The 11,237-nt window shown below is 72.5% G+C and carries 11 protein-coding genes; 10 read left to right on the forward strand and 1 reads right to left on the reverse strand.

Annotation, left to right across the window (positions count from 1 at the left end; genetic code table 11):
* The first annotated feature begins 19 nt into the window (after positions 1 to 19).
* The 6 genes from QSK21_RS29545 to QSK21_RS29570 all read left to right on the forward strand — a co-directional run bounded on the left by QSK21_RS29545 (position 20) and on the right by QSK21_RS29570 (position 5,056).
* Positions 20 to 853, forward strand: a complete 834-nt coding sequence (locus QSK21_RS29545) for a helix-turn-helix domain-containing protein (protein ID WP_285700702.1) — start codon at positions 20 to 22, stop codon at positions 851 to 853.
* Between the two features lie 150 nt (positions 854 to 1,003).
* Positions 1,004 to 1,456 carry a cysteine dioxygenase gene (locus QSK21_RS29550; RefSeq protein ID WP_285700703.1) on the forward strand — a complete coding sequence of 151 codons (453 nt, stop codon included), beginning with the start codon at positions 1,004 to 1,006 and terminating at the stop codon, positions 1,454 to 1,456.
* Positions 1,453 to 1,869: a rhodanese-like domain-containing protein gene (locus QSK21_RS29555; RefSeq protein WP_285700704.1), complete on the forward strand. Its 417-nt coding sequence runs from the start codon at positions 1,453 to 1,455 to the stop codon at positions 1,867 to 1,869. Before QSK21_RS29550 ends, QSK21_RS29555 begins: the two co-directional genes overlap by 4 nt.
* Before the next feature lie 38 nt (positions 1,870 to 1,907).
* Complete coding sequence (locus QSK21_RS29560) at positions 1,908 to 2,513, forward strand: cadmium resistance transporter (protein WP_285700705.1); 606 nt, start codon at positions 1,908 to 1,910, stop codon at positions 2,511 to 2,513.
* A 108-nt stretch (positions 2,514 to 2,621) separates the two neighbouring features.
* Positions 2,622 to 3,749 carry a serine hydrolase domain-containing protein gene (locus QSK21_RS29565; protein WP_285700706.1) on the forward strand — a complete coding sequence of 376 codons (1,128 nt, stop codon included), beginning with the start codon at positions 2,622 to 2,624 and terminating at the stop codon, positions 3,747 to 3,749.
* A gap of 104 nt (positions 3,750 to 3,853) precedes the next feature.
* The gene (locus QSK21_RS29570) at positions 3,854 to 5,056 is read left to right on the forward strand and encodes a PP2C family protein-serine/threonine phosphatase (RefSeq protein ID WP_285700707.1); all 1,203 of its coding nucleotides are present in this window, start codon (positions 3,854 to 3,856) and stop codon (positions 5,054 to 5,056) included.
* Between the two features lie 42 nt (positions 5,057 to 5,098).
* On the opposite strand, the gene QSK21_RS29575 is transcribed toward QSK21_RS29570, so the two are convergent.
* A complete protein-coding gene (locus QSK21_RS29575; protein ID WP_285700708.1) occupies positions 5,099 to 5,875 on the reverse strand; it encodes an SDR family NAD(P)-dependent oxidoreductase in 777 nt (258 codons plus the stop codon).
* Positions 5,876 to 6,056: 181 nt separating this feature from the next.
* Between QSK21_RS29575 and QSK21_RS29580 the strand changes: the two genes are divergently transcribed.
* From QSK21_RS29580 to QSK21_RS29595, 4 genes are all read left to right on the forward strand, one after another.
* Positions 6,057 to 7,574 carry an MFS transporter gene (locus QSK21_RS29580; RefSeq protein WP_285700709.1) on the forward strand — a complete coding sequence of 506 codons (1,518 nt, stop codon included), beginning with the start codon at positions 6,057 to 6,059 and terminating at the stop codon, positions 7,572 to 7,574.
* 13 nt (positions 7,575 to 7,587) lie between these two features.
* Entirely contained in the window at positions 7,588 to 8,190 is a 603-nt protein-coding gene (locus tag QSK21_RS29585; protein WP_285700710.1) for a phosphorylase family protein, read from the forward strand.
* Positions 8,190 to 9,188: an adenosyl-hopene transferase HpnH gene (gene hpnH, locus QSK21_RS29590; protein ID WP_285700711.1), complete on the forward strand. Its 999-nt coding sequence runs from the start codon at positions 8,190 to 8,192 to the stop codon at positions 9,186 to 9,188. Before QSK21_RS29585 ends, hpnH begins: the two co-directional genes overlap by 1 nt.
* Positions 9,189 to 9,262: 74 nt before the next feature.
* A complete protein-coding gene (locus QSK21_RS29595) occupies positions 9,263 to 10,339 on the forward strand; it encodes an AI-2E family transporter (protein ID WP_285700712.1) in 1,077 nt (358 codons plus the stop codon).
* Positions 10,340 to 11,237: the final 898 nt, after the last annotated feature.

Genomic DNA, 11,237 nt, shown 5'->3' on the forward strand with positions numbered 1-11,237 from the left:
CCCGCCTAGACTCGGCGGCATGGCCGAGAACGCGTTGGGCGGGTTCCTCCGGGCCAGGCGGGAGGCGACCGCCCCTTCCGAGGTCGGGTTCCCGGACGGCCCGCGGCGGCGGACGCCCGGCCTGCGCCGGAGCGAGCTGGCCGAGCTGGCGGGGATCAGCGTCGAGTACCTGACGCGCCTGGAACGGGGACGCGACCGGCATCCGTCCAGCCAGGTCCTGGGCGCGCTCGCCGACGCGCTCGGCCTCACCCCGGACGAACGGGTCCACCTGTATCGCCTGGTCAAGGTGGGCAGCGGAGCGATGTGCCAGCAGGCGGCCGCGCGCCCCGAGCTGCGCCCCACCGTGCGGGCCCTGCTGGACCGGCTCGAATCCACTCCCGCGTTCGTCATGGACGCCGGTGACGACCTGCTCGCCTGGACGGACGGGTTCCGGCTGCTCGCGGAGCCGACCGGCCTGCTGGACGGCGACCGGCCCAACCTCGCCCGCTTCGTGTTCGAGGATCCGAAGGCCCGTACGGTGTTCCCCGACTGGGAGCGGCTGGCGGACGAGCGCGCGGCCGCGTTGAGGGCGGCGGCGGACCTCGGCGACGAGGTGGCGGCGGCGCTCGCGGACGAGCTGTCCATCACGGTCGGCAACGAGTTCGGCCGCCGGTACACGGCCGCCGCCGCGCTCCCCGCCTGGACGGGCGTCCAGCGCTGGACGCACCCGGAGGCCGGAACGCTGACCCTGGCCTATGAGAGCCTCCTCCTGCCGGGCACGGACGAGGAGCAGCGGCTCGTGGCCTACCTGCCCGCGGATGAGGCCGCCGCCGGCGCCCTCGATAAAATCCTGTATTCCAGATTGACTCACTAGGAAAATGATGGCACTCTGGCCGACATGCGGCCGTGCCTTCCTCTGTGGTCACGCCTGCACGTCGACTTCCGGCGGCAGGCCAGCGACCTGTGTCGTCCCGCCTGACCCGACAAGGACCAGGTAGGACGACGAACAGAGGAAAGCCCTTCGATGAGCACGACATCCGCGCCCGCCACGCTGCTGCCCGCCGAGACCGCCGCGGCCCTGGCCGCCGACCCCGACGAATGGCTGCCGCGCGTCCGGCTGAGCCCGCAGGGACGCTGGTACGAGCGCCTGCACCGGGACGAGGACCACGAGATCTGGCTGATCAGCTGGCTGCCGGGGCAGAGCACCGGGCTGCACGACCACGGGGGGTCGCGCGGCGCGTTCGCCGTGGCGCTCGGCTCCCTGGAGGAGCGGGACCTGGGCGGCACCCGGGAGGTGACGCCCGGCCAGGTCCGCGCGTTCGGGGCCGAGTACATCCACGAGGTGCGGAACGTCTCGACCGCGCCCGCGGTGAGCGTCCACGTCTACTCGCCGCCGCTGACCACCATGCACCGGTACGAGCTGTCCGCGGACGGTGAGCTGATCCCGCTCGCCCGCGAGACGGCGGAGCAGTGGTGACGGCCGAGGTGACGACGGCGAGGCCCGAGGGCGCGCGTTCCATCGACGAGATCCTCGCCGAGGCGCGCGCCCGCCTCGTCCGGGTCGGGCCCGCGCAGGCCCACGACGAGGCCCGGGACGGCGCGCTGCTCGTCGACATCCGGCCCGCCGCGCAACGGGCCGAGGAGGGCGAGATCCCGGGCGCGCTCATCGTGGAGCGCAACGTCCTCGAATGGCGCTTCGACCCGGTCGGCGACGCGCGCCTGCCGCAGGTCGACGGGTACGACCTCAGAGTGATCGTGTTCTGCTCCGAGGGCTACACCTCCAGCCTCGCCGCCGCGTCCCTTCAGGACCTGGGCCTGCACCGCGCGACCGACCTGGAGGGCGGCTTCCGTGCATGGGCGTCCGCGGGGCTGCCCACCGTCCACGGCTAGAACCGCCCGGACCGCGCGGCCGCCGGTAGGGTTCGGGCGTGGCGGAACTCGGACGGACGCTGACGGCGGCGGCCGGGATGTTCGCCGGCACCAACATCGACGACATCATCCTCCTGACCATGCTGTTCCTCGGGGCGCGGTCGGCCGGGCGGCCCCTGCCACGGCAGATCTGGACGGGCCAGTACGTGGGCGTCGCCGCCCTGGTCGCGGTGTCGGTGGCGGCCGCGCTGGGCCTGACGCTCGTCCCGGACGACCGGGTGGGACTGCTCGGCCTGGTCCCGCTCGCGCTCGGCGTGTACGCGCTGATCGGGACGATCCGTGCCCGCGGCTCCGACGAGGAGGCCGCCCCGCCCGCCGTGTCGGGCACGCTCGCGGTCGCCGGGCTGACGATCGCCAACGGCGCCGACAACATCTCGGTCTACACGCCGGTCTTCCGCACGATCGGCCCCGCCGCCACCGCCGTCACGATCGCCGTGTTCGCGGCCGGTGTCGCGCTGTGGTGCCTGGCCGCGTCCTGGCTCGGCTCCCACCGGCGGATGATCGCCTTCGTCGAGCGCTACGGGCCATGGCTCGTCCCCGCCGTCTTCATCGTCATCGGGGTCGTCATCGTCCTCGAATCCGGTGTCCTCACCCGGCTGGGATGAGCCGCTCGGGCGCGCCGCGCCGCCGCCTCCGACGGCTTACTGATGCGGATCTAACATCTGCCTGTGTTGGATCGGGGTGAGTGTCGGTCGAGGGTGGGAGGCGGCGTGATGCGTCCGGCCGGTGGTCTGTTCCTCACGCTGGTGGTCGTCGCCGCCGCCGGTTGTTCGGTGGCGGGACGCGCGCCTGTGGACGCCCCGCCGTCCGAGCGTCCGCGGGCATGGGACTGGGAGAAGGTCGCGCCGGGAAGCGTGGGGCTCGACGCCGCCGCGCTGGAACGGCTCGCGGACAAGGCCGAGCGGGGCGCGTCCAACTGCCTCGCGGTGGTGCGGGACGGCAAGCTCGCGGGCGAGTGGTACTTCCGGCAGGGACGGCCGGACGCGGGGCAGGAGGTGTTCTCGGTGACCAAGTCGGTCGCGAGCCTCCTGGTCGGCATCGCCCAGGACGACGGGGCCCTCCGCATCGACGACCGTGCGTCCAAATGGATCACCGAGTGGCGGGGCACGCCGTCCGAGCAGGTGACGGTCCGTGACCTGCTGAGCAACGACTCGGGACGCGAGTGGAGCACCAACAGCGACTACGGGCGGCTGATCTTCGCCCGGGACCGCACCTCGTATGCGATCGGTCTGAAGCAGGCGCGTCCGCCCGGCACGGTGTGGGCCTACAACAACGCGGCGATCCAGACGCTGGATCGGGTGCTGAGAGGCGCCACCGGGCAGGACGCCGTGTCGTTCGCGCGCACCCGCCTGTTCGAGCCGCTGGGGATGACGCGCACGACGCTCACCAAGGACCGCTCGGGCAACCCGCAGATGTTCATGGGGATGCAGTCGACCTGCCGTGACCTGGCGCGCCTCGGGCAGCTCATGCTGAACCAGGGCCAGTGGGGAGGCAGGCGGATCGTGTCCGCCGAGTGGGTGAAGGCGTCCACCGAGCGGCCGTCGACGAAGCTCAACGACGCCTACGGCTACCTGTGGTGGCTCAACAAGCGGGGCACGGTCGTCGGCCCGCTGGCCGCGACCGGGGCTCGCGACGACGGCGGCGCCGGACGGAACGCGAAAAGCATCGCGCCTGGAGCGCCCGACCGCATGTTCTGGGCGTTGGGGCTCGGCAACCAGCTCGTCCAGGTCGATCCCGGGTCGAGGACTGTCGTGGTGCGGCTGGGACCAGGCCGCCGGCCCCGGCCGCCCACGTTCGGGCCCGCCGATGCCGCCGGGGTGCTGCGCGCCATCGTACGGTGAGCGCGGCACGGTGAGCGCGGCACGGTGATCCCCGTTTCCCTCGCCCAGCCGGAGGGTTTTCCCTGAGATCCTGCTGGGCATGGGCAGGTCAAGGGGCGAGACCGATGGCAGCGCAGGCCGGGGAACGGTTACTGGGTGATCTGGTCGAGGCCAGCCACCTGATGTCGATGCTTCAGGTGCCGACCGCGGTGGCCGAGCACGCGCGGCACGCCGGCTTCCACGACGTGCTGATCTATGTCGTGGACCTGCAGCAGCGCGGCCTGCATCTGATGACCGGCCGGGACGAGGCCGGGCCGCCGGTGAGCGGCGAGCCGACGAAGCTGAACGTCGAGCGGACGCTGGCCGGGCGGGCGTTCCGGAACGGTGAGATCGTGCAGGGCCACTCCACGGACGGCGGTCTCGAGGTGTGGTGGGTCCCGCTGCTGAGCGGGGCCGAGCGGATCGGCGTGCTGCGGGCCTCCGTCGAACCCGACCGTGCGGGCGCCCTGCGGCTGCTGTCGCGGCTGGCGGACCTGACCGCGCTGCTGATGGTCAGCAAGCGGCCTTTCAGTGACGCCTACGCCAAACTGATCCGCACCCAGCCCATGTCGGTCTGGGGCGAGACGCAGTGGCGGCTGATGCCACCGCGCAACTTCTCCAACGACCGCCTGACCATCGGCGCGGCGCTGGAACCCGCCTACGCCCCGGGCGGGGACGCCTTCGACTACGCCCTCGCCGGGGACATCGTCAAGCTGTCGATCTTCGACGCGGTGGGCCATGACACCGCGGCCGGGCTGATGGCCGGCCTGACGGTGGCGGTCGCCCGCAACAGCCGGATCGACGGCGCCGGACCCATCGAGACCGGGCAGGCCATCGAGACCGTGCTGCACAGGCAGTTCGGCGGCGAGAGCTATGTCACCGGGCTGATCGCCGACCTGGACACCCGGACCGGCCTGCTGTCCTGGGCGAACTTCGGGCATCCGGCGCCGGTGGTGATCCGCCGCGGGCGCTGGGTCGCCACCCTGGACTGCCCGCCCGGCGTCCCGCTGGGAACGGGGCTCGGCGGCGAACCCACCCTGTGCCACGAGCAGCTCGAGCCCGGCGACCGGATCATCCTCTACACGGACGGCGTCGTCGAGACGCGCAACACGAAGCGGCAGATGTTCGGGCTTGAGCGTTTCATCGACTTCATCATCCGCCACAACGCCGCCGGGCTCCCGGTGCCCGAAACGCTCCGGCGCCTCGTCCACAGCATCCTCGAATACCACGAGGAAGGGTTCGACGACGACGCCACGGTGCTGCTGCTGGAGTGGCACGGCAGCGGCTGAGGCATAGGCGGGAGGTGCGCACGAGGCCGCGTCACCCGACTGTCAGGCGCGGGCGCCGAAGCGCGCGGCCAGCGAGCGGTACGCGCCCGGCGCGATGGCCCGGACGGCGACCGGCAGCCGTAGCCAGCGCGGCAGATGGACCTCCGCCGATCCGCGTGCGACGCTTCTCGCCACCGCGTCCGCGACCCTTTCCGGCGGGATCGGACGTGGCCCGCGCCGGGGGTGGGGCCGCCCGCGTCGCTCGAAGAAGGGGGTGTCGACCAGGCCGGGCACCAGCACCCCGACGGTGACCCCCGTACCGTGCAGCTCCAGCCGCAGGCTCTCGGCGAAGACGTCCAGGCCCGCCTTGGACGCGGCGTAGACCGCCTCGCCCGCGACGCCCAGCCGTCCGGCGATGGACGACACGAACAGCAGGTGCCCCGAGTGCCGTTCCAGCATCCCGGGCAGCAACGCGCGGGTCAGCGCGATCGGCGCCGCGAGGTTGACCGCCAGCAGCCGATCGGTTTCCCTGGGATCCATGCCGGTGAGAGGGCCGGCCCAGCCGAAGCCCGCGTTATGGACGAGCACGTCGAGACGGCCGTGGGGTTCCAGCGCCCGCGCGGCCAGTTCCCGGACGGCCGCCGGATCGGCGAGGTCGGCGGCGATCGGGGTGCCGCCGGTGAGACGGGCGATGCCGGCGAGTCTTTCCTCGTCCCGGCCGTGCACGACCATCCGCGCGCCGTTCCGGGCGAGCGCGGTCGCGATCGCCGCGCCGAGCCCGGACGAGGCGCCGGTGACGAGCGCCACCCGTCCCGTCATCCGGCCGGGGTCCACGGTCATCGTCGCAGTTTAACGAGGGCGTCGAGGGCGCTCGTGCCGCCTCGCCGGGGGGTCGGCAGGCATATCTGGCGATCGCCGGGAATAGGTAGTCCGGGGGAGTTCGGTCGGCGGCAGAGGCAGGCAGGGGTAGGTAGACAGGCAGGGGCAGGCAGGCACGGGCAGGCAGGGCAGGGGGCGATGCATGGGGATCAGGGATCTTCTGGGCCGCCGAGACTTCCGACACCTGCTGATCGGCCAGGCGGTCTCCTCGCTGGGCGACTGGATGGGCACGCTGGCCCTGCTGTACCTCGTCCTGGAACTCAGCGGCTCCACCACCGCGGTGGGCGGCGTCCTCGTTCTGCGGCTGCTCCCCTCGGCGCTGGGCGCGCCGTTCGCCGCCCGTGTCGTGACCGGCTGGCCGCGGCGCAACGTGATGATGACCGCCGACCTGATCCGCGCGGGGATGGCCTTCGCGCTGCCGGTCCTTCCCCACCTGTGGTGGGTCTACCTGTGGGCCTTCGCCATCGAGGTCGTCGGCCTGACCTTCCTGCCCGCCCGGGACGCGGCCCTGCCCCTCCTGATCGAGGACCGCGAGAGCGGGCACGACCCGCGCACGCTGGAGCTGGCCAACGGCATCACGCTCGGGACGCAGTACGGCATGATCCCGCTGGGCGCCGGGCTGCTGGGACTGCTGACCTGGCTCGCCGGGTCCCTCGGCGTGGCCGGGCACTGGGTGTACGTTCTGGTGTTCTGGCTGGACGCGCTGTCGTACCTGGTGTCCTACCTGGCGATCCGTTCCATCCCCGACCTCGGCCCGCGCCACGGCGACCAGAACGGCACGGGCGGCGCCCAACGTACCGGCGCCACGAGCGGCGCGGCCCGTGAACGGCGCCCGGCACCCGAGCGGCGGCGCGGTGAGCGATGGCACCCTCATCGCGCGAGGCCGAGCCAGGGCTTCCTCGCCGCGCTGCGGATCCCCGTCGTGCGCGGCATCCTGCCGGGAGTGGCGGTCGTGGCGCTCGGGCTGGGGGCGTTGTTCTCGGTCGGGGTGCTGTTCGTCCGGAACGTCCTGCACGCCGGTCCGTTCGGGTTCGGGCTGCTGGTGACGATGTTCGGTGTCGGCGCCGTGCTGGGCCTGCTGATCCTGCGCAGGCACTGGACGAGCGCCCTCCCCACGCAGATCCGGGTGGCGATCGCGACGCAGGGCCTGGTGATCGCGGCGATGGGCGCGATCGGGTCGCAGATCCCGGCGTTCCTGGGGGCCGCGCTGTTCGGCGCCGCCGCCACCAGCGCCCTCGTCGGCGCGCTCACCTACATCCAGGAGGGGCTCGGCGGCTACGCGCGCAACCTCGCGCTGACCGCCTTCCACGCCTCGCTCCGTGCCGGGCTGGCCCTGGCCGCCCTGCTCGCGGGGGTCGCGGCGGACGTGCTCAGGCGGCACGACGTCACCCTGCTCGGCTTCGACCCGGTCCAGACCGTCCTGATCGGGTCGGGCCTGGTCGTCTTCAGCGGGGTGTTCCTGCTCCGCACGCCCGGCAACGGCAGGCCGTCCCCGAGGCCCTCGGAGAACCCCGGTGATCCGCCGGGGGAGTGGCGTGGACCGGAAGGGGATAAGAGATCACTATTGGAGGAGGACCCTGAGCGACGGAGCCGGGACCCGCGCGATGGGCGTTCCTTCCGGTGCCCGCAGCCCGTCCAGGCCGCCCGCTGCCGTGCCTAGGAGGTCAGGTGCCATGACCCGGCTGGTCGTCTGCACCGCCCTGCGGATCGAGACGCTGGCCGTGCGCGGCCGGGGCCGGACGACGGTGCGGGTCGGCGTGGGCCCGCGCCGTGCCGCGGCCGCCGTCCCTCGCCTTCCCGCCGGGGACGCGCTGGCCGTCCTGGGGTTCGCCGGTGGTCTCACCGCCGCCGGGCCGCGTCCCGGGGACCTGTTCGTGGCCACCGAGGTGCGGGCCGGTGAGCGGCGCGTCCCGTGCCCCTGGGCCGCTGACCTGCTGTCGCTGCTCACCGAGGCGGGACTGCCCGCGTGGGGCGCTCCGCTGGTCACGCATGACCGCATCGTCACCGGCGCGGCACGTTCGCGCCTCGCGGTGGACGGGGCGCTGGCCGTGGACATGGAGTCCGCGCCCCTCGCGTCGGGGGCGGACGGCCGTCCCTTCGTGGTGCTGCGCGCCATCGTCGACACCCCCGACAAGCCGCTGGCGAGTCTCGGCACGCCGTACCGGGCCCTGCTGGCGCTCCACCGGTTGCGGCGGGCCGTCCCTGTGCTGTCCGCCTGGGCCGCCCGGTCCGCCGGGCATCCGCGCTTCCCGCCCGCCAAGGAGGTACGAGGCTAATGGGAATGCCGATCCGCCAGAGCCTTCGCATCGGTAGCTACATCCTGCGCAACAAGCTCCTGCGCAAGAAGAAGTTCCCGCTGTTGGTGGAGCTGGAGCCGCTGTTCGCCTGCAACCTGTCCTGCGCGGGGTGCGGGAAGATCCAGCACCCGGCGAGCGTCCTGAAGCAGCGGATGCCGGTCGAGCAGGCGGTCTCGGCCATACGCGAGTGCGGCGCGCCGATGGTCTCCATCGCCGGAGGCGAGCCGCTGATGCACCCGCAGATCGCGGAGCTGACCGAGGCGCTCATCAGGATGCGGAAGTACGTCTTCCTGTGCACCAACGCGCTGCTGCTGCCGCGCAAGATCGACAGGTTCGCCCCGTCGCGGTACTTCACCTGGGTGGTGCACATCGACGGGCTGCGCGAGCGCCACGACGCCTCGGTGTGCAAGGACGGCGTGTTCGACCAGGCGGTCGAGGCCATCAGGGAGTGCCGCCGCCGTGGCTTCCGCGTCACCACCAACACCACGTTCTTCAACACCGACAGCCCGCAGACGGTCATCGATGTGCTCGACTACCTCAACGACGACCTGGGCGTCGACCAGATGATGATCTCCCCGGGCTATGCCTATGAGAGGGCGCCGGACCAGGACCACTTCCTGGGCGTACGGGAGACGCGCGAGCTGTTCGCCAAGGCGTTCGCGGGAGGCAACCGGAAGCGGTGGCGGCTCAACCACTCGCCGCTCTTCCTCGACTTCCTGGAGGGCAAGGCCGAGTTCGGCTGCACGGCGTGGGCGATCCCGTCCTACTCGATCTTCGGCTGGCAGCGTCCCTGCTACCTGATGTCGGACGGCTACGCCGCGACCTACCGCGAGCTGGTCGAGGAGACCGACTGGGACGCCTACGGCCGTGGCCGCGACGACCGCTGCGCGAACTGCATGGCCCACTGCGGCTACGAACCGACCGCCGTCTTCGCCACGGTCGGTTCCCTCCGCGAGTCCCTACGCGCCCTCGGCTGAACGGTCCGTCCCGGGGCGGCGCCCATCCGTGGGCCGGCCGGTTCCGATGATCGTGGGCGGGTACGTGCGGCACGATGACCGCCGCCGACCGAAGGGATCCGCGGGGATGGGACGCCGTGCCCGCCCCGCTGCGCACCGCGGCGCTCGCGAGCGCCTGCGTGCTGATCGTCGCGGGAACGGTCTACCTGCTGGTCCAGTTGCTCGTCCAGCTGGCCCCGCTGACCCTGGCCATCGTGGTGGCGCTGCTGCTGGCCGCCCTGGTCCACCCGCTGTCCGACCGGCTGCGGCGCGCGAGGGTGCCGCCATGGATCGCGGCGCTGACCGGGGTGCTCGCCCTGCTGGTGGTCGTCACCGGGTCGCTGGTGCTGATCGGCGAACGGGTGGTGGATCAGGTGCCGAACCTCCAGCGCAGCCTGAACGCGGGCCTGGGCAGGTTGCGCGACTTCGCGCTGAACGGCCCGTTCCCGATCAGCCAGGCGCAGGTGGACTCGGTGGTCAACGGCGTCATGAGGGCCGCCCGCGGCGCCGCGCCCGATCCGGTGGGCGGCGCCACCGTCGCCGCGCAGGCGGTCGGCTCCATCCTGCTCGCCATCGTGCTGCTGTTCTTCATGCTGAAGGACGGCCGGACCATGTGGCAGTGGACGCTGCGCGCGTTCCCCGCCCGGTTCCGCTCCTCGCTCGACGCCGCGGCCGAGGCCGGATGGGTGACGCTGGTCTCCTACGTGCGCGGCATCGTCCTCATCGCCCTGGTCGACGCCGTGGGCATCGGCGTGGCCCTCGTCCTGATCGGGGTCCCGCTGGCCCTGCCGCTGGCGCTGCTGACCTTCATCGCGGCGTTCGTCCCGATCATCGGCGCCACCGTCGCGGGCGCCGCCGCGGTCCTCGTCGCGTTCGTCACCAACGGCCCCGGCGACGCCCTCCTGGTGCTCGCCGCCGTCATCGTCGTCCAGCAGGCCGAGGGAAACCTGCTGCAACCCCTGATCCAGGGCCGCGCCCTCAGCCTGCACCCCGCCGTGGTCCTGGTCGCCGTCACGGCCGGGACCCTTCTCGGAGGCATCGCCGGTGCCGCCGTGGCCGTACCGCTCGTGGCCGTTGCGAACCGCGTGACCACCGTCCTGCGCACCACTCCTCCCGCAGACGACCCCACCTGACGTTGTCGTGTGGGGGGGGCGACCCCCCACACCCCCCGATGCGGGGCCAGCGACCACCGCCGCTCGCCTTGACGGCTCGCGGCGGCGGCCACTGACCCCGGTCAGGGGCTCCGCCCCCGACACCCCCGGCAGGGGGCTCCGCCCCCTGCACCCCCGTTGGGGCTGTGACATATGTGGGAGGGCGACCCTCCACGCCGCCCGGTGCGGGGTCAGCGGCCCCCGGCCGCTCGCCTTGACGGCTCGCGGCGGCGGCCACTGACCCCGGGTAGGGGCTCCGCCCCTACGACCCCGGTCAGGGGCTTCGCCCCCGACACCCCCTTCGAGGCTTTGCCCCTTGCCCCCCGTTGGGGGCTTTGCCCCATTGGCTCGACTGGGGTATGGAGGAGCCGACTTCTGGCGCCTTCAGGTGCGGAGTGGACGCGCCTTCGCTCGTTCCTGGCTGCGGCGTCTCGTCCCGCCGGGCCGCATGTCCTTTTGGGGGCGACCCCCACCCCTGCCGGTGCGGGATCGGGGCTCGGTCTCTACGGCTCCGGCAGGGGGCTCCGCCCCCGAGTCAACCATGGGTCACGGAAGCTGGCGGGGCGGTTTGGGCGGCTTGTGACCTGTTAAAACCTCGGGGGTGATCTGTAGGGGAGGACTCGGGGGAGGCTGGTGGGGAGGGCTCCCTGGTGCTCCGCTGGGGTCCTGCCGTCCGGTCGGCATCATGGCGGGTCTGTTGGGTTCTCCAGGTGTCTGCGAAGGTGCATGACGGCCCTGGCGGGATCGGTGCAGGAGAACAGGAAGCGGTACGAGCCGTCGGCTGTGCCGAAGTAGTACCCCCATTGTTCGTTTCTCTTGATGGCGATCACCCGCACTCCGCGAGGGCATCTTGCGAGCGGAACACCTTGAGGTTAGGTGG

Origin of the sequence: Actinomadura sp. NBRC 104412, from assembly GCF_030269515.1 — a bacterium.
GTDB lineage: Bacteria > Actinomycetota > Actinomycetes > Streptosporangiales > Streptosporangiaceae > Spirillospora.

Bases quoted from the DNA above. Each gene is read 5' to 3' on its own strand.
- QSK21_RS29545 (WP_285700702.1), top strand. From the start codon at position 20: ATGGCCGAGAACGCGTTGGGCGGGTTCCTCCGGGCCAGGCGGGAGGCG.
- QSK21_RS29550 (WP_285700703.1), top strand. From the start codon at position 1,004: ATGAGCACGACATCCGCGCCCGCCACGCTGCTGCCCGCCGAGACCGCC.
- QSK21_RS29565 (WP_285700706.1), top strand. From the start codon at position 2,622: ATGCGTCCGGCCGGTGGTCTGTTCCTCACGCTGGTGGTCGTCGCCGCC.
- QSK21_RS29570 (WP_285700707.1), top strand. From the start codon at position 3,854: ATGGCAGCGCAGGCCGGGGAACGGTTACTGGGTGATCTGGTCGAGGCC.
- QSK21_RS29575 (WP_285700708.1), bottom strand. From the start codon at position 5,875: ATGACCGTGGACCCCGGCCGGATGACGGGACGGGTGGCGCTCGTCACC.
- QSK21_RS29580 (WP_285700709.1), top strand. From the start codon at position 6,057: ATGGGGATCAGGGATCTTCTGGGCCGCCGAGACTTCCGACACCTGCTG.
- QSK21_RS29585 (WP_285700710.1), top strand. From the start codon at position 7,588: ATGACCCGGCTGGTCGTCTGCACCGCCCTGCGGATCGAGACGCTGGCC.
- hpnH (WP_285700711.1), top strand. From the start codon at position 8,190: ATGGGAATGCCGATCCGCCAGAGCCTTCGCATCGGTAGCTACATCCTG.
- QSK21_RS29595 (WP_285700712.1), top strand. From the start codon at position 9,263: ATGACCGCCGCCGACCGAAGGGATCCGCGGGGATGGGACGCCGTGCCC.